Source organism: Acidovorax sp. FW305-C-20-28, assembly GCF_058783375.1.
In genome coordinates this window covers 681,701-701,691 of the sequence record NZ_JBYSYM010000001.1, presented here as the reverse complement: position 1 = coordinate 701,691, position 19,991 = coordinate 681,701, and the positions used below count along the sequence as shown (strand labels likewise).

Here is a 19,991-nt window from a genome sequence, read left to right as displayed (position 1 = left end):
GCCACGGGGGCCAGGGCCCGGTTGCCGTTGGAGCCCCAGGCAACGACTTTGCCGTCCTGGCGCAGGGCAAGCACGGCCGCGTCGGAGGCGCTCACGGCCACTGCGCCTTGCGCGCCAGCCACGAGGCGGGGCACGGGGTTGCCGCCGGGGCTGGTCTGGCCGGTGCCCAGCTGGGCCGTGCTGTTGGTGCCCCAGGCGTAGACCTGGCCGGTGGCGTCGGTGGCGAAGGCCGCGCCGGTGTCGGTGCCGGCGTTGATGCTCACGATGTTGGCCAGGCCGTTGATCTGCACGGGCACGCTGGTGCCGTTGCCCCCGGTGCGCCCGCCGGAGTTGTCACCCCAGGCCCAGACGCTGCCGTCGGCCTTCAGGGCCAGCGAGAAGGAGCCGCGCGCCACCACCTGCACCACGTTCTGCAGCGTGGGGATCTGTGTGGGGGTGGTGCGCGTGGCGGTGTTGCCCAGGCCCAGCTGGCCGCTGCCGCCGTAGCCCCAGGACCAGACGGTGCCATCGGCGCGCAGCACCAGCGCGTGGTCGTAGCCCATGGAGATGGCCGGCTGCACCGCATGCGCGGAGGTCATCGCAAAGGCACTGCACAGGGCGGCTGCGCCCAGCGCTGCGGCCGTGCGGAAAGACTTGTTCTTCATCATCAATTGCTTCATCGGTGTTCTCAGTGGTTGGGTCCATCAGGACAAAAATCAAAGACAGGCAGATCGTTCAGAACCCATGGAGGGCTCCATGAACCAGCGGTGTGCGCCGTGCCCGCATCTTCGTGATGCATGGCTGCGAACCGCTTGGCCGCGAGTCTGACGGCGGCGGGCTTTGCAAACAATGGTGTGCAGCGCAGGCCGGCGGGCCGGACGTGAACTTGTGCACGAAGCCGGCACGCAAAAGTGCACGGCCGTGCCGCTGCCAGACCTGACCGGCCTTTCGCGGATACTTGGGGCATGTCAGCCGAACACGACCAACTCACGACATTGCAAGCCGCTCTGGCACGTTTCAGCGAGGGCGCAGACAGTGCCGCGTCCCTGAGCACGCTGGCGCGCGGACAGGCGGCACTGCTCGCGGCCCTGCCGCCGCGCTACAACGAAGTGCTGCTGAACCTGCTGGACCGGCTCGAATCGAGCGCGCTGTTCTCCGAGGAAAGCTGCTCGTTCAGCCAGAAGGACCTGGTGGCCAACCTGCAGATGTGGGTAGACAAGGCGCGCGGCACGCTGGACGCGCGCTAACTCCAGGTCTCTTCTCGCTCACGGGAAATGTCTTGTGCGGGATATGGCCTGCGGCGTTGAAAGCTGGCGCGACCGAGGCCAGTGCCCCCGCGCAAGGGCCGCCCCGCCGCGCTGGGGGCGTCCCCCTCCCGACTCGCATAGCGAGTCGAGAGAGGGGTGAAGGCGCGAAGCGACTCAGGGGGTGTTTTATCTCGCCGAACTTGTCAGCCTGCACAGCTGCAGCGCCAGGCGCTGCAGGGCCTGCCAGCCATCGGTGGGCCAGTCGGGAACCTTCAGACCCTTGACGATGCCGTCCACCGTGTGGGCCGACTGCAGCAGGCGCGCCAGTGCAGCGTCGCTGGCCTTGGGCAGGATGCGCTCGAACAGGCGCTCCTTGGGGCCCCAGATGCGGTTCTCGCGCAGCGCCATGGGCAGGGGGCGCCCGGCGTTCATCGCATCCTTCACGCGCTTCAGGGCGCGGATGTCCTCGGCCAGCGCCCAGTGCACCAGCACCTCGGCCTCGCCCTCGGCCTGCAGGCCGTCGAGCATGCGCTGCACGCGCCCGGTATGGCCGGCCAGCACCGATTCGGACAGCTTGAACACGTCGTAGCGCGCCACATTGAGCACGGCCGCCTCCACCTGCGCCTGGGTCAGCTCGCCGGGCGGGTGCAGCAGCGCAAGCTTCTGGATCTCCTGGTGCGCGGCCAGCAGATTGCCCTCCACGCGGTCGGCAAAGAACTGCAGCGTGCGCTGGCCCTCCTCGCCCGCCACCACGCGCTGGCCCTGGGTGGCCAGGCGCTGGGCGATCCATTGCGGCAGCATGCCGCGCTCGATGGGGTCGATCTGGATGGAAGTGCCGTTGCCCTCCAGCGCGGCGAACCAGGCGCCCGTGCGCGTGGCCTTGTCCAGGCGCGGCAGCATCACCAGGGTCAGGGTGCTGTCGTTGCCCCGGGCCGACTCGGCGATCTGCTGCAGCGCCACGCTGCCATCCTTGCCGGGCTTGCCCGAGGGGATGCGGATCTCCACGATCTGCTTGTCGGCAAACAGGCTCAGCGATCCGCCAGCCGCCAGCACGGCGCTCCAGTCAAAGTGGGCGCCCGCTACCGTGTAGGAACTGCGCTCGGTATAGCCCTGGTTGCGCGCCGTGGCGCGGATGGCGTCCGCAGCCTCCTGCTGCAGCAGCGCCTCGTCGCCATGCAGGACATACAGCGGCGACAGGCCCTTTTGGAGGTGGGAGGAGAGTTGGGCCAGGGCGACTTGCATGGTGCAAAGTCTAAACGCGCCGCACGCCCCCACCCGGGCTCCCGGCAGCCCCTGGAAGGCTCACACCCTGCCAAATGCCAATCAACTTGTACAAATTGACCAATCTTCAGCAAGAATTGCACAAGCCTTTGTCTTTCCATTGGACGCACACCGACCCACAATAGCGCCCAGCATGGCCGCCGCGCTACCCGCGCTGCGGCAGCCGCTCCCCACCCCACAAAGGCTTTCTTCGCATGACCATCCTCCCTGCACCGCACCCTGCCGCCAGCCTGATCGGCGCCCCCACCGACATCGGCGCCGGCGCACGCGGCGCCTCCATGGGCCCCGAGGCCCTGCGCGTAGCGGGGCTGCAGCCGGCGCTGGAGCGCCATGGCCTGCAGGTGGTGGACCGCGGCAACCTGAACGGCCCGGCCAACCCCTGGCAGCCGCCCGTGGACGGCTACCGCCACCTGCCCGAGGTAGTGCAATGGAACCGGCTGGTGTTCGATGCGGTCTATGCGGAGCTGCAGCAGGGTCGCTTGCCCATCCTGCTGGGCGGCGACCACTGCCTGGGCCTGGGCAGCATCAGCGCGGTGGCACGCCACTGCGCCGAGGCCGGCAAGAAGCTGCGCGTGCTGTGGCTCGATGCCCATGCCGACTTCAACACCAGCGCCCTGACCCCCAGCGGCAATGTGCACGGCATGCCCGTGGCTTGCCTATGCGGGCTGGGCCCACCGGAACTCACGGAACTGGCCGGCATGCCCGGCGGCGGCCCGGCCCTGCGACCCCAGCAGGTGCGCCAGATCGGCATCCGCAGCGTGGACGCGGGCGAGAAGCGCCTGGTGCACGAGCAGGGTCTGGAGGTGTTCGACATGCGTGCCATCGACGAGATCGGCATGCGCCAGGCCATGCAGCAGGCCCTGGCCGGCATGGACGACAACACCCACCTGCACGTGAGCTTCGACGTGGACTTCCTCGACCCGGGCATCGCCCCCGGCGTGGGCACCACGGTGCCCGGCGGCCCGACCTACCGCGAAGCCCAGCTGTGCATGGAGATGATCGCCGACAGCGGCCGCCTGGCCTCGCTGGACATCATGGAGCTCAACCCCGCCCTGGACGTGCGCAACCAGACGGCCGAGGTGGCCGTGGACCTGGTGGAATCGCTCTTCGGAAAAAGCACCCTGATGCGGATACCGCCGCTGAACTGAGGGGCTTCGGCCTCTCGGCGGCACCGCATGCGCAGCCAGCGCGCGATACCGGCGCTGCCCAGGCCAGTGCCCCCGCGCAAGGGCCGCCCCGCCGCGCTGGGGGCGTCCCCCTGGGGGGATGGCGCGAAGCGCCTCAGGGGGGCTACCTTTTCACAACCGCCAGGCGGCGCAGCAGCTGCTGCACGATGTCCGTCTGCATGTTGCGGTAGAGCAGCGCCTCTTCGGCCTCCTTGGCCAGGGCGATGGTTTCGTTGTAGCTGATGTCACGCTGCTGCAGCAGCTCGGTCTCGGGAATCAGCTCGCTGCCGTTGGCGCCACGCACCCGGAACTTCACGCGCAGGCGCAGTTGCAGCTCGCGCACCTGGCCCGAGGCGTTCTGCCCCACGACCACGCGCTCGCGCTGCTCGGACAGCAGCTCCAGCCCGACCTGGGCCTTGGGCAGGTCGGCCAGATCGCGCAGCACCGTGAGCTTGGTGCCCGAGCCTTCCAGCGTGCGCTGCAGCTCGCGCGCCAGCGTGGAGCTGGGGGCCGCGGCGATGAGCAGCACATCGAACGAGAACTCGGGCACGCCGCGCAGGCGGAACCCGCAGGCCGTGAGCAGCAGCGCGGCAGGGGCCGCCAGGAGCAGGGTGCGCTTGGTCGGCATGCTTACACCACCACGTTCACCAGGCGCCCGGGCACCACGATCACGCGCTTGGGCGCGGCACCGGCCGCCTGGGCGACGAAGGCTTCGCTGGCCAGTGCAATGCGCTCGATCTCGGCCTTGTCGGCCTGGGCCGGCACGAGGATGGAGCCGCGCAGCTTGCCATTGACCTGCAGCATGAGTTCGATCTCGTCCTGCACCAGGGCACCGGCATCCACCTGAGGCCAGGGGGCATCGAGCAGTTCGCCCAGGGCACCGGCGTAGCCCAGGCTGGTCCACTGCGCATGGGCGATGTGGGGCGTGGCGGGGTACAGGCAGCGCAGCAGGATGCCGAAGCCCTCGATCAGCGCCACCTGGGCGCCGGCCGAATCCGTGGCCTTGAAGTCCTCGAGCGCATTGATCATCTTCATCGCGCCGGAAACCACGGTGTTGTACTGCATGCGCTGGTAGTCGTAGTCCACCTGCTTGAGCACGGTGTGGATCTCCAGGCGCAGGGCCTTGGCCTCCTTGCCGAACTGCACGTCGGCCAGGCTGGTGGCGCCGGCCACGCTGGCCAGCGCCGCATCGCGGTCGATGGCGGCGAGCTTCAGGCCGAAGTTCCACACGCGGCGCAGGAAGCGGTAGCTGCCTTCCACGGCCGCATCGTTCCACTCCAGCGTGGCTTCGGGCGGGGCCGTGAACATGGTGTACAGGCGGGCCGTGTCGGCGCCGTACTTGGCGATCAGGTCCTGCGGGTCGACGCCATTGCGCTCGGTCTTGCCCATCTTGCCGACACCGCCGTACTCCAGCAGCAGGCCCTGCGCAAACGCACCTTCGGCTTCATTGAGCTTGCCGCCGGTGATGCGGCCCTGCGCATCCAGCACCGGGGTCACGCCCTCGGGTGGGAAGTAGCTCTTGCCACCCTTCTCGTCGCGCGTGAAGTAGATGTGGTTGAGCACCATGCCCTGCGTGAGCAGGTGGGCAAACGGCTCGTCCACGGTCACCAGGCCCAGGTCGCGCATGACCTTGGTCCAGAAGCGCGCGTACAGCAGGTGCAGGATGGCGTGCTCGATACCACCGATGTACTGGTCCATGCCGGCGCCGCCGGTCGCAGTCTTCTGGTCGCGCATCCAGTAGGCCGTGCCATCGGCCACCATGGCGTCGTTGTTCTTCGGGTCGCAATAGCGCATGAAGTACCACGAGCTGTCCACGAAGGTGTCCATGGTGTCGGTCTCGCGGCGTGCGGCCTTGCCGCAGACCGGGCAGGTCACGCCGGCATGGAAGCCTTCGTGCTTGTGCAGCGGGTTGCCCGAGCCGTCGGGCACGCAGTCGGTGGGCAGCACCACCGGCAGGTCCTTCTCGGGCACGGGCACGGCGCCGTGCTCTTCGCAGTGGATGATGGGGATGGGCGTGCCCCAGTAGCGCTGGCGCGAAACGCCCCAGTCACGCAGGCGCCAGGTGGTCTTGGTCTCGCCCAGGCCCTTGGCCTGCAGCGCGTGGGCCACGGCGGCCACGGCCTCCTTGTAGCCCATGCCGCTGAAGCTGTCGGAGTTGATGGTCACGCCGCGCTGCTTGTCGCCGTACCAGTCGTTCCACTGGTGGTAGTTGAAGTGCTCGCCGTCCACCAGCACGACCTGCTTGATCTCCAGGTCGTACTTGAGGGCGAAGGCGAAATCGCGCTCGTCGTGTGCGGGCACACCCATCACCGCGCCGTCGCCGTAGCCCATGAGCACGTAGTTGCCCACCCACACCGGGATCTGCTCTTCGGTGATCGGGTGCGTGACGAACAGGCCGGTGGCAATGCCCTTCTTCTCCTGCGTGGCCAGCTCGGCCTCGGTCGTGCCACCGCTCTTGCATTCCTCGATGAAGGCAGCGACGGCCGGGTTGCTGCGTGCGGCATGGGCCGCGAGCGGGTGCTCGGGCGCCACGGCGCAGAAGGTCACGCCCATGATGGTGTCGGCACGCGTGGTGAAGACGTACATGCGGCCATCGCCGATCACCTTGCCGTCATCGCCCTGGATGTCGTGCAGGAAGGCGAAGCGCACGCCTTCGCTCTTGCCGATCCAGTTCTCCTGCATGAGCTTGACGCGCTCGGGCCAGCCGGGCAGCTTGTCGCCGGTGACGAAGTCCAGCAGCTCTTCGGCGTAGTCGGTGATCTTCAGGTAGTAGCCGGGGATCTCGCGCTTTTCCACCGTGGCGCCGGTGCGCCAGCCCTTGCCGTCGATGACCTGCTCGTTGGCCAGCACGGTCTGGTCCACCGGGTCCCAGTTCACGACCTGGGTCTTGCGGTAGGCGATGCCCTTGTCCAGCATCTTCAGGAACAGCCACTGGTTCCAGTGGTAGTACTCGGGGTCGCAGGTGGCGACTTCGCGCGACCAGTCGATGGCCAGGCCCATGGCCTGCATCTGCTTCTTCATGTACGCAATGTTCTCGTACGTCCACTTGGCCGGCGGCACGCCATTCTTGAGCGCAGCGTTCTCGGCCGGCAGGCCGAAGGCGTCCCAGCCCATGGGCATGAGCACGTTGTGGCCGTTCATGCGCAGGTAGCGCGTGAGCATGTCGTTGATGGTGTAGTTGCGCACGTGGCCCATGTGCAGCTTGCCGCTGGGGTAGGGCAGCATCGAGCAGGCGTAGAACTTCTTCTTGTTCGCGTCTTCGACCACGCGGTAGGCGTCGCGGGCGGTCCAGTGGTCTTGCGCGGCGCGCTCAACCTCTTGGGGAGAGTATTTGTCTTGCATGGAGGCTCGGGTCAGGATGGGTGCAGCCACAGGACTGCGCTGCGCGGATTTTAGGCTGTCGGGCGCGCCGCCAGGAGCGCGCCCCCGACAGGCCGGGTTTCAGGGGGTCTTGGCGGCCACGGCGGGGCCTTGCGGCTCGGCCACGAAGCCGATGCGCTGCAGGCCGGCCGCATGGGCTGCGCCCATGACCTCGACAATGCGGCCATAGGGCACGGCGGCGTCGGCACGCAATTGCACCTCGGTATCGGGCGCCGTGGCACCGATGCGCTGCAGGCGCTCGGCCAGCGCGGCCTGCGCCAGGGGCTGGTCGTCGAGGAAGGCCTGGCCGGTGCGGTCCACCACCAGGGTGAGGGCCTTGGCAGGTGCGCCCGCCGCCGTGCCATCCGCACGCGGCAGGTCCAGCCGGATGGCGCTGGCCATGAGCGGCGCGGTGAGGATGAAGATCACCACCAGCACCAGCATCACGTCGACCAGCGGCGTCATGTTGATGTCGCTCATGGGCTGGGGCCCCTGGGTGCGCTCGAGGCGGCCGAAGCTCATGGGGCCTTGCTTGCGGCGTGATCCTGGGCCGCCGTGTCGATGCGCAGCTCGCGCAGGTCGCGCGCAAAGCCCTCCAGGTCGGCCTCGATGCGCCCGATGAGCCGGCCGCAGACGTTGTAGGCCAGCACGGCCGGAATGGCCACGGCCAGCCCGGCGGCGGTCATGACCAGGGCCTCGCCCACAGGGCCGGCCACACGATCGATGGTGATCTGCCCGGCGCCCGCCATGGCCGAGAGCGCATGGTAGATGCCCCAGACGGTGCCCAGCAGGCCCACGAAGGGCGCCGTGGAGCCCACGGTGGCCAGCAGCACCTGGCCGAACTGCAGGCGACCCAGCACGCCGTGCAGGGCGTCGCGCAGCACGCGCGTGAGGCGCTGCGACAGGCTGCCCATGGACGCCAGGGCCGAGGGAGAGGCCGCATCGGCCACGGTGTTGACCGCTTGCACCATGGGCAACACCAGGGCCAGCCGGTCAAAGCCCTGCAGGCGCAGGGCGGCCTCGGGCAGCGAAGGGGCCTGCCAGACGGCGGCCACGCAGCGAGCCACGTCGGCGCTGGCGCGGCGCAGCAGGCGCAGTTTCCAGACGATCACCACCCAGCTTGCGACCGACATGGCCAGCAGCAGCAGGGCCGAGGCCTGCGTGACCGCATCACCCTGCCGCCACCAGTGGAGTGCATCCATGCGCGCGAACCGCCCTGGGGACTTACTTGAGGTTCAGCACGTCGAACATGTCGTGCAGGCCGGTCTTGTGCGCTGCCAGGTAGCGCACGGCGCGCAGGCTGCCCTGGGCGTAGGTGGTGCGGCTGCTGGACTTGTGCGTGATCTCGATGCGCTCGCCGATGCCCGCGAACAGCACGGTGTGGTCGCCCACGATGTCGCCACCGCGGATGGCGGCAAAGCCGATGCTGGAGGGATCGCGTTCGCCCGTGATGCCCTCGCGGGCGTACACGGCGCATTCCTTGAGATCACGGCCCATCGCCTCGGCAATGACCTCGCCCATCTTCAGTGCGGTGCCCGAGGGCGCATCCACCTTGTGGCGGTGGTGGGCCTCGATGATCTCGATGTCGTAGCCCGTGGCCATGGCCTTGGCGGCCATTTCCAGCAGCTTGAGGGTGACGTTCACGCCCACGCTCATGTTGGGCGCCATGACCACGGCCGTGCGCTGGGCCAGCGCCGCGATCTCGGCCTTCTGCTCGTCGGAGAAGCCGGTCGTACCGATGACCATCTTCACCCCCAGTTCCGCGCACACGGCCAGGTGGGCCAGCGTGCCTTCAGGGCGGGTGAAGTCGATCAGGACGTCGGCATTCTGCAGCCCGGCCTTGATGTCCGAGGTGATGGCCACGCCGCTGGCATGGCCGAGGAAGGCGGTGGCATCCGAGCCGATGCCGGGGCTGGCGGCCACGTCCAGTGCGCCGGCGAGCACGCAGTCATCGGTGGCGCGCAGGGCCTCGATGAGCATGCGGCCCATGCGGCCCGATGCGCCGGCAACGGCCACGCGCACGGGGGTGGAGGCTGTCGAAGAATTCCCTGCCATGTGTTTCCTGGATTCGCAAAAATGGTCGGCAGACCAAAGACAATGAAAAAAAGGCCCTCTGGAAACGCGCCTGCACTTCCAGAAAGCGGCCCTGTCAGCGCCCAGGCGCTTCGAGAGGCGGGTAGCGGGTGGGGGCCATTTCCTGCGGGGCTGCGTCGGCAGCCTTTTCGGCAGGGGTTTCGGCCTTGCGCGCGGGGTAGCGCGCGAGTTGGTCCTGCGTCGCCTCCAGCACGGGCACCTTGCCCTTGCCCGCACGGCCACCGTCGAGCGAGGCGACGAATTCGGCCTCGGAGGGCATCTCGTCGCCTTCCGATCGGGCCAGCACATCGCCTTCGAAGAACACCGTGAGCTTGCGGGTCACGAGCTCGGCCGAGGGTTTCTTCAGCGTGAAGACATATTCCCAGCGGTTGGAGTGGAACAGGCTGGTCACCAGGGGGGTGCCCAGGATTTCACGCACCTGCTGGCGGCTCATGCCCGGTTTCAGGGCCTCGACCTGCTCACGCGAGACAAAGTTGCCCTGCACGATGTCGATCTTGTACGGCGTGACCACGGTGGCCAAGCGGCGGCTGGCGCCGTCCAGGCTGCCGCACCCCGCCAGGGTACCGATGGCAGCACCCAGCAACAGGATCGAGCCCAGGCGGGCGTGGATACGGGCATTGACTGGCATGGGAGAAAGACCTGAGGATATGATTCAAACCATTGTAGCGGCAGCCTCTCGCCCCCTGCCTTTCCCGGGACACCGGCAACCAGGACCCATCCATGACCAATATCGACGAACTCAAAAGCACCGGCCTCAAGGCGACCCTGCCGCGCCTGAAGATCATGGAGATCTTCCAGAAGGGCACGCAGCGCCACATGACGGCCGAAGACGTGTTCCGCGTGCTGCTGGAAGAGCGCTCGGACATCGGCCTGGCCACGGTGTACCGCGTGCTCACGCAGTTCGAGCAGGCCGGCATCCTGATCCGCAGCAACTTCGAGAGCGGCAAGGCCGTGTACGAGCTCAACGAGGGCTCGCACCATGACCACTTCGTCTGCACCTCGTGCGGCAAGGTCGAGGAGTTCTACGACCCCGAGATCGAGAAGCGCCAGCAGATGGTGGCCAAGTCCAAGGGCTGGCTGGTGCAGGACCACACCATGGCGCTGTACGGCCAATGCGCCGATTGCGCCAAGAAATGACCCCCTGAGGCGCTTCGCGCCTTCCCCCTGAAAGGGGGACGCTCCCAGCGCGGCGGGGCGGCCCTTGCGCGGGAGCACTGGCCTCGGCCGCGCCAGTTTTGGCGGCTTGAGCTCTAGCCGCCGGTGTCGCGCTCCATGGCGCGGCGGTGGCGTTCGACGAATTCCTGGTAGGTGTCGATGCCGCGCAGCTGCAGGATGGTGTTGCGCACGGCGGCTTCGACCAGCACGGCGATGTTGCGGCCGGCGACCACCTGGATCACCACCTTGAGCACGGGCACGCCCAGCACGTCCTGCGTGAGCGGCTCGTAGGGCAGGCGTTCGTAATCGCGCTCCAGCGTTTCCTTGCGCACCAGGTGGACGATGAGCTTCAGGCGCATCTTGCGGCGCACGGCCGTCTCGCCGAAGATGGCGCGGATATCGAGCAGACCGATGCCGCGCACTTCCAGCAGGTTCTGCAGCAGCTCGGGGCACTTGCCCTCGATGGTGGTCTGGTTGATGCGGAACAGGTCCACCGCGTCGTCGGCCACCAGGCCGTTGCCGCGCGAGATCAGCTCCAGGCCGAGCTCGCTCTTGCCCAGGCCCGATTCGCCGGTGATCATGACCCCCAGGCCCAGGATGTCCATGAACACGCCGTGCATGGTGGTGCGGTCGGCAAAATGCTTGGAAAGGTAGGCCCGCAGCACATCGATCACGAAGGCCGAGGACTCGTGCGTGGAGAACATCGGGATCTGCGCGCGCTCGCACATCGAGACCAGCGCATCGGGCGCGGTCTGGTTGTCGGCCAGCACCAGTACCGGCGGCTCCAGGGTCACGATGCGCGCGATGCGGCGCTTGCAGTCGTCGGGCGAGGCATTGCTCAGGTAGGCAATCTCGCGCTCACCGAGGATCTGCACCCGGTAGGGGTGGATGTAGTTGAGGTAGCCGACCAGGTCGGCACCCGAGCGGGCCGAGCGCACCGCCACCTCGTCGAAACGGCGTTCGGAGGCACCGAGGCCTGCGACCCACTCCCATTTCAGCGCGCTGCGGAACTCCTCGAACAGGACATCGGCGCTGACGACATTGGGTTTCACGGCCGGGCTGTGGGGGAAATGCGCGGTGCCGCGGGGCTCAGGCGGCCTGAGTGGACTGCCAGCCGGCGATCATGCCGTGCAGTTCGGCGGCGTCGGTACTGGCCTTGAGCTTTTCGCGCAGCACGGAGTCGCTCAGCAGTTCGGCGATTTCCGACAGGATTTCCAGGTGCTTCTGGGTCGCCGCCTCGGGCACCAGCAGGAAGATCAGCAGGGCCACCGGCATTTCGTCGGGGGCGTCGAAGCCGATGGGGTGGGCCAGCTGGAACACGGCGGCCATGGGGGCCTTCAGGCCCTTGATGCGGCCATGCGGGATGGCCACGCCATGGCCCAGGCCCGTGGAGCCCAGGCGCTCGCGCGCGAACAGGCTGTCGGTGATCAGCGCACGCGAGAGCCCGTGCTGGCTCTCGAACAGCAGACCCGCCTCTTCAAAAGCACGCTTCTTGCTGGTGGAGTCCACGCTCACAAGCACTTGGGCGGGAGGCAGGATGGAGGCGAGTCGGTTCATGGTCAGAGGTAACAATTATGCACATATTGGCAAAAACCCTGAGCAATTTACAAGGGGCCACAAAAAAACCGCCTCCAGGGGCGGTTGCTGTGGCCCTCCATGCAACGCTCAGGCGTGCATTTCGCGCTTGGCAGCTTCGTGGTGGTGGTCCTGCAGGCGGTCCTTGTGGCGCACCACCTGGCGGTCCATCTTGTCAACCAGCTCATCCACCGCAGCATACAGGTCCGAGTGGGAACTTTCGGCAAACAGGTCGTTGCCTTTCACATGGATGTTGCATTCCGCTCGCTGGCGCTTTTCCTTTTCCTTTTGCTTCTCTACTGTCAGCAGCACCTTGACGTCTACTACTTGGTCGAAATGGCGATTGATCCGGTCCAGCTTGGTTGTCACATAACTGCGCAGCGCTGGGGTAACTTCGAGGTGGTGACCGCTGATCGTCAAGTTCATAAATAAGTCTCCTGTGGCTCTCGGTGGAACAAATGGCCGCCCTTGATCAGAGTTGCGGCCTGGCGAACTTGGATGCATCCATCGACGGGTTCACTATGCGCCCGCCTTCCCCGAAATGCAATCCCATACCGCCCCCGCCCACTGGGTTATGCCGGCCAAGGTGCCAGCAGCCCGAAAAGGGCGCACAATGGCAAAGTCGGCCGGGAGACGGTCGGCCAGGGTGGCCCCATCCCCTCAGGCCGCCCGTCCCGGCGCTGCGCCATGCAGCACCAGCCGCCCCACCACCACGATGGACAGCACGCTGGCAACGATGCCGACCACGGCAGCCATCCAGTAGCCTTGCACCAGCCCCTGGGCATCCCGGCTGATCAGCACGCCCCCGACCAGCGAAGCCACCCCCATGGCCGCCGACTGCACCGAGGCATTGAGCGTCATGAACGTGCCGCGCAGCTGCGGATTGGCGGCCGAGGTGATGATGGCCATGCCGGGAATCATGCGCCCGCTCATGAAGGCAAACATCAGCGTGGACACCGTGAGCACGGCCCACAGCGGCACGCCGTGCACCGTGGTGATGGCGAGCAGGCACGGCCCCACCGCCAGGGCCAGCCAGCGGAAGGTTTGCACCTTGCCGCGCGCATCCGTGAGGCGCCCGAACAGGCGCGCGGTGAACAGGGTCACGACCCCGCCGCACAGGTAGATCAGCGGCACCTGGTCGGTGCGCACGCCGGCATTGGCCTGCATGTAGATCGTGATGTAGGGGATCACCGTGAAGCCGGTGGACATCAAGAGGCCCGAGAACACGAAGGCCCAGCGGTGGTTGGCGTCCCGGAACACCTCGGCAATGCCCCCCAGCGCGGTGCGCTGCTGGCCAGCCGCCAGGTGGGCATCCAGGGTGGGCAGGGTGCGCGCGGCAAACACCAGCAGCAGCGCGCACATCGCGGCAATCGCGAAGAAGGGCGTGTGCCAGCCGCCATGCTCGGCCAGCACCAGCCCGAGCGGAACGCCGGCCACCGTGGACACCGAGAACGAGGTCATCACGATGCCCATGGCGCGCCCGCGCCGCTCGAAGGGCACCACATCGGCCACCACGGTCTGGCACAGGGCCGAGAGCACGCCGCCGAACATGCCGGCCAGCACGCGCGCCACCATCAGCGTGGCGTAGGTGGGCGCCAGGCCACAGGCCAGGGTGGCCAGACCGAACAGCGCGTACAGCGCCAGCAGCAGGCGCTTGCGGCCGAAGCGGTCGATGTAGGTCGAGGCCAGCAGGCCGGATGCACCGGCCGAAAGCGTGTAGGCCGACACCAGCAGGCCGAACTGCGCGTCGCTGATGGCAAAGATGCGCGTGAGCTGCGGGCCCAGCGGCATCATGATCATGAAATCCAGGATGTGCGTGAACTGCACACCCGCCAGGGTCAGCAGCAGCCACAGTTCGCGGCGGGGAGTCAGGGAAGTGGACGTTGGCACGGGGCGTTGCCGGCGAGGGCATGGTGAAAGCAAGCCCGGCAGTGTGCCGCCCCTGGGAACGGGCCACAAGCCCCCGTCCCGCCGGCCCTGCCGCCCCGGCGCGTAAAATCGCCACGCTGTACAGCGAACGTGGCCGCGCGGGTGCGCGCCCTCCCCTTTTCCCAGGCCTGACCGCAGCGGACATCGACTGCCCACACCGACACCATGACCCAGCCAAGCTCCAATGCCCTGCACACCTCCGCCCTGACCTCGCTGCCCCTGCTGGCGCGCGGCAAGGTGCGCGACAACTACGCCGTGGGCGACGACCGCATCCTGATGGTGGCCAGCGACCGCCTCTCGGCCTTCGACGTGATCATGGGCGAGCCCATCCCCGGCAAGGGCGAGTTGCTCACGCAGATGGCACTGTTCTGGTTCGACAAGCTCGGCCATATCTGCCCCAACCACCTCACGGGCGAGGCCCCGGAAAGCGTGGTCACCCCAGCCGAGGCCGAACAGATCCGCGGCCGCTCGATGCTGGTGCAGCGCCTGCAGCCGATCCCCGTGGAAGCCGTGGTGCGTGGCTACCTGGCCGGCAGCGGCTGGAAGGAATACCAGGAATCGCGTTCGGTCTGCGGCGTGCCCCTGCCCGAAGGCCTGACCAACGCGGCCAAGCTGCCCACCCCCATCTACACCCCGGCCGCCAAGGCCGCCGCGGGCGAGCACGACGAGAACATCACCTTCGAACGCACGGTGGAGATGATCGGCCTGCCCCTGGCCACGAAGATCCGCGACCTGAGCATCGCGATCTACCAGGCCGCGGCCGAGATCGCCCTCACCAAGGGCATGATCATCGCCGACACGAAATTCGAGTTCGGCCTGGCGCCCGATGGCACCCTGGTGCTGATGGACGAGGTGCTCACGCCCGACAGCTCGCGCTACTGGCCCGTGGAGGGCTACGAGGCCGCACTGGCCGCCGGCCAGAACCCGCCCAGCTACGACAAGCAGTTCGTGCGCGACTGGCTGGAACAGGCCCAGGTCAACGGCAAGCCTTGGGACAAGACCCCGCCCTCGCCGCGCCTGCCGCGCGAGGTGATCGAGAAGACCGCAGCCAAATACCGCGAGGCACTGGAGCGCCTGGTGGGCTGATTTCCCGGCCCCGGCAACGAAAAAAAGGCTCCCGAGGGAGCCTTTTTGCATGGGCGCTTGAGTCAGCTGAGCACGACGCTCGACAAGCGGCGGCGGTAGGTGGCCACTACCGGATCGTCGGGAGGAATCTGCCCATCGGCCACCTTGGGCTTGGGCGGCTCGATGATTTCCAGGATCGCCACATAGGTCTTGCGCGCCACCTCGTCGCCCCAGGCCTTGTCGCGCATGAGGATCTCCAAAAGCTCGTCCATGGCGTCGGTCCAGCGCTGCTCGGTGATGAGCCAGCGCGCCTGGGCCAGGCGGGCGTCGAAATCGCGCTTGTTGGCGGCGATCCTGGCCTCGAACGCGGCGGTATCGCCCGCGCCCTCGGTGGTGGCCACCGTGTCGATGGCGTCCATCCAGACCTTGAGCGCGGCAATCTTGCGCGCGTTCGGCGCCTTGGCGATCACCGGGGCGAAGGCCACCTTGGCATCGTCGTCGCGGCCCAGTTGCAGCAGCAGCTTGACGTAGTCGAAGCGCGCATCGTCGTTGGCCGGGTCGGTGGCCACGGCGTGCTGCAGCTTTTCCAGCGCGGTGTCGGTGTCGCCATCGGCCAGCGCATCCAGGGCTTCCTCTTCCTGCTCCTCGGCTTCCAGGGCCTCGGCCGTGGGCACATGCTTGTCGAGGAACTCGCGCACCTTGCCCTCGGGCAGGGCGCCCATGAAGCCGTCCACGGGCTGGCCGTTCATGAGCAGCACGCAGGTCGGGATGCTGCGGATGCCGAACATGCCGGCCAGTTGCTGCTCCTGGTCCGAATCGATCTTGGCCAGACGAAAGCGCCCCTCGTATTCGGTTTCGAGCTTCTCCAGCACCGGGCCGAGCGACTTGCAGGGGCCACACCAGGGCGCCCAGAAATCCACCAGAACCGGGACTTCCATCGAGGCGGCAATCACCTCGGCTTCAAAATTTTCTACGGTGACATCAATCATGGTCGGGGGCCCAGGGCCGGTGAAGCAAGTTGGCGCTATTTTGGCGCATTGAAACAACCCCGTGGCAGGGGGGCCATCGCAAATCGTAAAATCGGGGGTTCCACCTACAGCGCCCAGGCGGACCGCAATCCTCCCAGGCGCCCTCACACACACCATGAAACCCATCCAGATCGGCGTGGTCATGGGCTCCAGCAGCGACTGGGAGACCATGCAGCATGCAGTGCAGATTCTTGAGCAATTCGGCATTTCCCACGAGGCGCGCGTGGTGTCGGCGCACCGCATGCCCGACGACATGTTCGCCTATGCCGAGGCCGCCGCGGGCCGGGGCCTGAAGGCCATCATCGCCGGTGCTGGCGGCGCGGCCCACCTGCCCGGCATGATCGCCGCCAAGACCACCGTGCCGGTGCTGGGCGTGCCCGTGGCCAGCCGCCACCTGCAGGGCGTGGACTCGCTGCACAGCATCGTGCAGATGCCCAAGGGCATCCCGGTGGCGACCTTCGCCATCGGCACGGCCGGCGCCGCCAACGCAGCCCTGTTCGCGGTGGCCCTGCTGGCCGGCGAGAGCCCCGAGTTGCGCCAGCGCCTGGAAGCCTTCCGCGCCGAGCAGACGGAAGTGGCACGCAACATGGCCCTGCCACCGGCTGCGGCATGACCACGCTGTCCACCCCCCTCCTCCCCGGCGCGACGCTGGGTGTTCTCGGCGGCGGCCAGCTCGGCCGCATGTTCGTGCACGCGGCCCAGGCCATGGGCTATTTCACCGCCGTGCTCGATGCCGACCCCACCAGCCCTGCAGGGCTGGTGAGCCACCACCACATCCAGACTGGCTACGAAGACGCGGCCGGCCTGGCCGAACTGGCGCGCCTGGCCGATGCCGTGACCACGGAGTTCGAGAACGTGCCCGCCACCGCCCTGGCAGCGCTGGGCGCGCTGCGCCCGGTGTCACCGGCAGCGGGTGCCGTGGCCGTGGCGCAGGACCGGGCCCAGGAAAAGGCCCACTTCGTGCGCTGCGGCGTGGCCTGCGCACCCTACGCCGTGATCGAAACGGCCGAGCAGCTTGCCGCAGTGTCCGCCGACCTGCTGCCCGGCATCCTCAAGACTGCCCGCATGGGCTACGACGGCAAGGGCCAGGTGCGCGTGAAGACCGCGGCCGAGCTGGCCGCGGCCTGGGAGTCCGTGGGCCGCGTGGCCTGCGTCCTCGAAAAGATGCTGCCGCTGGCACTGGAGTGCTCGGTCATCGTCGCGCGCGGTGCCGATGGTGCCTGTGTGCACCTGCCCGTGCAGCGCAACCTGCACCGCGACGGCATCCTGGCAGTGACCGAGGTGCATGCCGACAACCTGCCCGGCGACCTGGCACGCCAGGCCATTGCCGGCGCCATCTCCATTGCCGTGGGCCTGTCGTACGTGGGCGTGCTGTGCGTGGAGTTCTTCGTGCTGCAGGACGGCAGCCTGGTGGTCAACGAGATCGCCCCGCGCCCGCACAACAGCGGCCACTACAGCCAGAACGCCTGCGATGTCTCGCAGTTCGAGCTGCAGGTGCGCACCATGGCCGGCCTGCCGCTGACGCAGCCGCGCCAGCACAGCCCGGCGGTCATGCTCAACCTGCTGGGCGACCTGTGGTTCGCCACAGACGGTAGCCAGCAGACGCCCCCCTGGGCCGAGGTCCTGGCCCTGCCGGGCACCCACCTGCACCTGTATGGCAAGCGCGAAGCCAAACGTGGGCGCAAGATGGGGCACCTGAACATCACCGCCGACAGTGCCGATGCCGCGCGTGCCACCGCCCTCAAGGCCGCGGCGCTGCTGGGCATCGCCCCGTTCTGACCGGCTCGGACCGCATTCCATGATCCTCGACGGCACCCAGCCCGAATCCCTTGCCGCGGCCGCCCGCGCGGTGCGCAGCGGCGCCCTGCTGGGCCTGCCCACCGAGACGGTCTATGGCCTGGCCGCCGATGCCAGCAGCGATGTGGCCGTGGCCCAGATCTTCGCGGCCAAGGGCCGGCCCAACGACCACCCGCTGATCGTGCACGTGGCCGATGCCTCGGGCATCGCCCATTTCGCGAGCGAGGTCCCGGCGTTCGCCAAGGCCCTGGTCGACGCATTCTGGCCCGGCCCCCTGACCATCATCCTGCCGCGCCTGGCGGGTGTGGCCACGGCAGCGACCGGGGGGCAGGCCAGCGTGGGCCTGCGCTGCCCCGCGCACCCGGTGGCGCATGCGCTGCTCGCGGCCTGTGCGGCCCCTGGTGAGGGCAGCGAACTCGGCGGTCCGCCCGTCTGGGGGGTTGCCGCCCCCAGTGCCAACCGATTCGGCCGGGTGAGCCCGACCACCGCACAGCATGTGGCCAGCGAGTTTGGCGACGAGCTGCTGGTGCTGGACGGGGGGCCCTGCGGCGTGGGGATCGAGTCGACCATCGTCGACTGCACGCGCGGGCGGCCGGTGCTGCTGCGCCCCGGCGCCATCACGCGCGCGCAGATCGCGCGGGCCTGCGGCATGCAGCCCCTGTCGCCAGAGGAACTGCCCGAGCACACGCCACGTGCCTCGGGCACGCTGGAGGCCCATTACGCCCCCAACGCCAAGGTGCGCCTCATGGATGCCAAGGCCTTGCAGACCGGCCTGGACCTGCTCGGGGCCGACGCCGCCAACATGGCGATCTATGCCCGCGCAGCGCTGCGCACCCGCTCTTCCAAGCTGGTCATGCGCCGCATGCCCGATGATGCGGCCGCAACGGCGCAGCAGCTGTTTGCGGTGCTGCGCAGCTTCGACGACGAAGGCGTGAAGCTCATCTGGATCGAGACCCCGCCCGCCACCCCCGAATGGGAGGGGGTTCGCGACCGCCTGCAACGGGCCGCCGCATCCTGATGCGGGGAACCGCCGGTATGCGCCGGAACTCTCTCTACCGCCGCGCCGTGACAAGCCTTTACATGCCTTGACACAGCGTCGTTAAACTAACACCCCATTTTCTGGAGAAATACATGGCAGCAAATTGGATGCGCCGCACCGTCCTGGTGGCAGCATGCGCGTCGGCCGCACTGCTTGCGGCTTGCGGGTCGAGCACGACCGAGTCGGCTTTCACCCCCGAACGCCTGGTGGCCTTTGGCGACGCCTACAACGACGTCGGCCAAAAGGGAACCCGCTACTCGGTCAACGATGGCAGCGTGAACAACTGGACGCTGCAGGTCGCATCGCGCTACGGCCGGACCCTGGCCGCATCGTCGGCTGCCGGTGGCCGCAGCTACGCCGTGGGCAATGCGCGCGTGGCCGCCAAGCCCGATGCGGCCGGTGTCGCAGCCACCCCGACCGTGACCGAGCAGATCGATGCCTTCCTGGCCGCTGGCGGCGTGGCCGCCAATGACCTGATCGTCATCAACGGCGGCCCGAGCGACGTGATCGCCGGCATGGCCGCCGTGACCTCGGGCAGCCTGAGCACCACCGACATGGTGGCCGCTTCGCGCAAGGCCGGTCAGGACCTGGCGACCCAGGTGCGCCGCCTGGTCACAGCAGGTGCCAAGAATGTGGTCGTCACCGGCACTTACGACCTGGGCAAGACGCCCTGGGCCAAGACCATCAACCGTGAATCCCTGCTCAGCGACGCCAGCAGCCGCTTCAACGAAGGCCTGCTGGTGAGCATCGTCGACCTGGGTGCCAACGTGCTCTACGTGGACTCGGCCTACTACGTGAACCTGTATGTCGGCACGCCCTCCAACTACGGCTTCAACAACGCCACCACGCCGGTGTGCACCTCGCTGGACACGGCCAATGGCATCGGCATCGGCGCCGGCCAGGTCAACTCGGCCCTGTGCACGCCCTCGACCCTGCTGACCGGCGCCAACCAGGACGCCTACGTGTTCGCCGACAGCGTCTACCTGACGCCCAACGCCCACCGCCAGTTCGGCAACTACGCCTACGATCGCCTGCGCGCGCGCTGGTAAGCACGTTCCCGGACAATCGCCCAAAAGAAAGCCGACCCGGTCCGGGTCGGCTTTCTTGTTTCCGCGCAGGGTATCAGCTAGTCATTGCGCTGCGCGCCACCCACGCCGCGTGAAACTGGCGCGGCCAAGACCAGTGCCCCCGTGCAAGGGCCGCCCCGCCGCACCGGGGGCGTCCCCCTCCCGAATCGCGTAGCGAGGAGAGAGAGGGGGAAGGCGCGAAGCGACTC

21 protein-coding genes are annotated in these 19,991 nt (G+C 68.0%); 8 read left to right on the top strand and 13 right to left on the bottom strand.

All coding sequences use genetic code 11. The annotated features are described in order from the left end of the window. Positions 1–659: RCC1 domain-containing protein (locus tag AC3WOH_RS03305; protein ID WP_492227964.1), on the bottom strand; the 659-nt coding region annotated here is incomplete at its 3' end. A gap of 285 nt (positions 660–944) precedes the next feature. On the opposite strand from AC3WOH_RS03305, the gene AC3WOH_RS03300 reads away from it, so the two are divergent. Continuing rightward, positions 945–1,226, top strand: a complete 282-nt coding sequence (locus AC3WOH_RS03300; protein ID WP_492227963.1) for a hypothetical protein — start codon at positions 945–947, stop codon at positions 1,224–1,226. Between the two features lie 186 nt (positions 1,227–1,412). On the opposite strand, the gene holA is transcribed toward AC3WOH_RS03300, so the two are convergent. Next, positions 1,413–2,468, bottom strand: coding sequence for a DNA polymerase III subunit delta (holA, locus tag AC3WOH_RS03295; RefSeq protein WP_492227962.1), 1,056 nt, complete (start codon positions 2,466–2,468; stop codon positions 1,413–1,415). Between the two features lie 233 nt (positions 2,469–2,701). Between holA and rocF the strand changes: the two genes are divergently transcribed. Beyond that, positions 2,702–3,655 (top strand): arginase, encoded by a 954-nt coding sequence (rocF, locus tag AC3WOH_RS03290; RefSeq protein WP_492227961.1) that lies wholly within the window; start codon positions 2,702–2,704, stop codon positions 3,653–3,655. 142 nt (positions 3,656–3,797) lie between these two features. Here rocF and AC3WOH_RS03285 read toward each other — a convergent pair whose 3' ends face one another. The 6 genes from AC3WOH_RS03285 to AC3WOH_RS03260 form a co-directional block, all read right to left on the bottom strand. After that, entirely contained in the window at positions 3,798–4,301 is a 504-nt protein-coding gene (locus AC3WOH_RS03285) for an LPS-assembly lipoprotein LptE (RefSeq protein ID WP_184855609.1), read from the bottom strand. Between the two features lie 2 nt (positions 4,302–4,303). Next, positions 4,304–7,015, bottom strand: a complete 2,712-nt coding sequence (leuS, locus tag AC3WOH_RS03280) for a leucine--tRNA ligase (RefSeq protein WP_492227960.1) — start codon at positions 7,013–7,015, stop codon at positions 4,304–4,306. Between the two features lie 99 nt (positions 7,016–7,114). After that, positions 7,115–7,555 (bottom strand): ExbD/TolR family protein, encoded by a 441-nt coding sequence (locus tag AC3WOH_RS03275; protein ID WP_492227959.1) that lies wholly within the window; start codon positions 7,553–7,555, stop codon positions 7,115–7,117. Beyond that, complete coding sequence (locus AC3WOH_RS03270) at positions 7,552–8,235, bottom strand: MotA/TolQ/ExbB proton channel family protein (protein WP_492227958.1); 684 nt, start codon at positions 8,233–8,235, stop codon at positions 7,552–7,554. The genes AC3WOH_RS03275 and AC3WOH_RS03270 overlap by 4 nt, the downstream gene beginning before the upstream one ends. 22 nt (positions 8,236–8,257) lie before the next feature. Beyond that, complete coding sequence (gene dapB / locus AC3WOH_RS03265) at positions 8,258–9,088, bottom strand: 4-hydroxy-tetrahydrodipicolinate reductase (protein ID WP_184855605.1); 831 nt, start codon at positions 9,086–9,088, stop codon at positions 8,258–8,260. 94 nt (positions 9,089–9,182) lie between these two features. Beyond that, on the bottom strand, positions 9,183–9,755 hold the full coding sequence (locus AC3WOH_RS03260) for an outer membrane protein assembly factor BamE (RefSeq protein ID WP_492227957.1): 573 nt from the start codon (positions 9,753–9,755) through the stop codon (positions 9,183–9,185). A gap of 92 nt (positions 9,756–9,847) precedes the next feature. Between AC3WOH_RS03260 and fur the strand changes: the two genes are divergently transcribed. Further along, positions 9,848–10,264: a ferric iron uptake transcriptional regulator gene (gene fur / locus AC3WOH_RS03255; protein ID WP_492227956.1), complete on the top strand. Its 417-nt coding sequence runs from the start codon at positions 9,848–9,850 to the stop codon at positions 10,262–10,264. A gap of 113 nt (positions 10,265–10,377) precedes the next feature. On the opposite strand, the gene hprK is transcribed toward fur, so the two are convergent. The 4 genes from hprK to AC3WOH_RS03235 all read right to left on the bottom strand — a co-directional run bounded on the left by hprK (position 10,378) and on the right by AC3WOH_RS03235 (position 13,747). Next, a complete protein-coding gene (hprK, locus tag AC3WOH_RS03250; RefSeq protein WP_007857533.1) occupies positions 10,378–11,334 on the bottom strand; it encodes an HPr(Ser) kinase/phosphatase in 957 nt (318 codons plus the stop codon). 37 nt (positions 11,335–11,371) lie between these two features. Then, a complete protein-coding gene (locus tag AC3WOH_RS03245) occupies positions 11,372–11,839 on the bottom strand; it encodes a PTS sugar transporter subunit IIA (protein ID WP_007857534.1) in 468 nt (155 codons plus the stop codon). Positions 11,840–11,947: 108 nt separating this feature from the next. After that, the gene (hpf, locus tag AC3WOH_RS03240; RefSeq protein ID WP_007857535.1) at positions 11,948–12,283 is read right to left on the bottom strand and encodes a ribosome hibernation-promoting factor, HPF/YfiA family; all 336 of its coding nucleotides are present in this window, start codon (positions 12,281–12,283) and stop codon (positions 11,948–11,950) included. 234 nt (positions 12,284–12,517) lie between these two features. Next, complete coding sequence (locus AC3WOH_RS03235) at positions 12,518–13,747, bottom strand: MFS transporter (RefSeq protein WP_492227955.1); 1,230 nt, start codon at positions 13,745–13,747, stop codon at positions 12,518–12,520. A gap of 204 nt (positions 13,748–13,951) precedes the next feature. On the opposite strand from AC3WOH_RS03235, the gene AC3WOH_RS03230 reads away from it, so the two are divergent. Continuing rightward, positions 13,952–14,872, top strand: coding sequence for a phosphoribosylaminoimidazolesuccinocarboxamide synthase (locus AC3WOH_RS03230; protein ID WP_492227954.1), 921 nt, complete (start codon positions 13,952–13,954; stop codon positions 14,870–14,872). A gap of 62 nt (positions 14,873–14,934) precedes the next feature. On the opposite strand, the gene trxA is transcribed toward AC3WOH_RS03230, so the two are convergent. After that, a complete protein-coding gene (gene trxA / locus AC3WOH_RS03225; RefSeq protein ID WP_492227953.1) occupies positions 14,935–15,840 on the bottom strand; it encodes a thioredoxin in 906 nt (301 codons plus the stop codon). A gap of 154 nt (positions 15,841–15,994) precedes the next feature. On the opposite strand from trxA, the gene purE reads away from it, so the two are divergent. From purE to AC3WOH_RS03205, 4 genes are all read left to right on the top strand, one after another. After that, positions 15,995–16,492 (top strand): 5-(carboxyamino)imidazole ribonucleotide mutase, encoded by a 498-nt coding sequence (gene purE, locus AC3WOH_RS03220; protein ID WP_492227952.1) that lies wholly within the window; start codon positions 15,995–15,997, stop codon positions 16,490–16,492. Continuing rightward, positions 16,489–17,658, top strand: a complete 1,170-nt coding sequence (locus AC3WOH_RS03215; RefSeq protein WP_492227951.1) for a 5-(carboxyamino)imidazole ribonucleotide synthase — start codon at positions 16,489–16,491, stop codon at positions 17,656–17,658. Before purE ends, AC3WOH_RS03215 begins: the two co-directional genes overlap by 4 nt. Before the next feature lie 19 nt (positions 17,659–17,677). After that, the gene (locus AC3WOH_RS03210; protein WP_492227950.1) at positions 17,678–18,694 is read left to right on the top strand and encodes an L-threonylcarbamoyladenylate synthase; all 1,017 of its coding nucleotides are present in this window, start codon (positions 17,678–17,680) and stop codon (positions 18,692–18,694) included. Between the two features lie 113 nt (positions 18,695–18,807). Continuing rightward, the gene (locus tag AC3WOH_RS03205; RefSeq protein WP_492227949.1) at positions 18,808–19,764 is read left to right on the top strand and encodes an SGNH/GDSL hydrolase family protein; all 957 of its coding nucleotides are present in this window, start codon (positions 18,808–18,810) and stop codon (positions 19,762–19,764) included. Positions 19,765–19,991 lie beyond the last annotated feature (227 nt).

Coding starts and splice junctions, on each gene's coding strand:
- AC3WOH_RS03300 (WP_492227963.1), top strand. CDS start 945: ATGTCAGCCGAACACGACCAACTCACGACATTGCAAGCCGCTCTGGCA.
- holA (WP_492227962.1), bottom strand. CDS start 2,468: ATGCAAGTCGCCCTGGCCCAACTCTCCTCCCACCTCCAAAAGGGCCTG.
- rocF (WP_492227961.1), top strand. CDS start 2,702: ATGACCATCCTCCCTGCACCGCACCCTGCCGCCAGCCTGATCGGCGCC.
- AC3WOH_RS03285 (WP_184855609.1), bottom strand. CDS start 4,301: ATGCCGACCAAGCGCACCCTGCTCCTGGCGGCCCCTGCCGCGCTGCTG.
- leuS (WP_492227960.1), bottom strand. CDS start 7,015: ATGCAAGACAAATACTCTCCCCAAGAGGTTGAGCGCGCCGCGCAAGAC.
- AC3WOH_RS03275 (WP_492227959.1), bottom strand. CDS start 7,555: ATGAGCTTCGGCCGCCTCGAGCGCACCCAGGGGCCCCAGCCCATGAGC.
- AC3WOH_RS03270 (WP_492227958.1), bottom strand. CDS start 8,235: ATGGATGCACTCCACTGGTGGCGGCAGGGTGATGCGGTCACGCAGGCC.
- dapB (WP_184855605.1), bottom strand. CDS start 9,088: ATGGCAGGGAATTCTTCGACAGCCTCCACCCCCGTGCGCGTGGCCGTT.
- AC3WOH_RS03260 (WP_492227957.1), bottom strand. CDS start 9,755: ATGCCAGTCAATGCCCGTATCCACGCCCGCCTGGGCTCGATCCTGTTG.
- fur (WP_492227956.1), top strand. CDS start 9,848: ATGACCAATATCGACGAACTCAAAAGCACCGGCCTCAAGGCGACCCTG.
- AC3WOH_RS03245 (WP_007857534.1), bottom strand. CDS start 11,839: ATGAACCGACTCGCCTCCATCCTGCCTCCCGCCCAAGTGCTTGTGAGC.
- hpf (WP_007857535.1), bottom strand. CDS start 12,283: ATGAACTTGACGATCAGCGGTCACCACCTCGAAGTTACCCCAGCGCTG.
- AC3WOH_RS03230 (WP_492227954.1), top strand. CDS start 13,952: ATGACCCAGCCAAGCTCCAATGCCCTGCACACCTCCGCCCTGACCTCG.
- trxA (WP_492227953.1), bottom strand. CDS start 15,840: ATGATTGATGTCACCGTAGAAAATTTTGAAGCCGAGGTGATTGCCGCC.
- purE (WP_492227952.1), top strand. CDS start 15,995: ATGAAACCCATCCAGATCGGCGTGGTCATGGGCTCCAGCAGCGACTGG.
- AC3WOH_RS03215 (WP_492227951.1), top strand. CDS start 16,489: ATGACCACGCTGTCCACCCCCCTCCTCCCCGGCGCGACGCTGGGTGTT.
- AC3WOH_RS03210 (WP_492227950.1), top strand. CDS start 17,678: ATGATCCTCGACGGCACCCAGCCCGAATCCCTTGCCGCGGCCGCCCGC.
- AC3WOH_RS03205 (WP_492227949.1), top strand. CDS start 18,808: ATGGCAGCAAATTGGATGCGCCGCACCGTCCTGGTGGCAGCATGCGCG.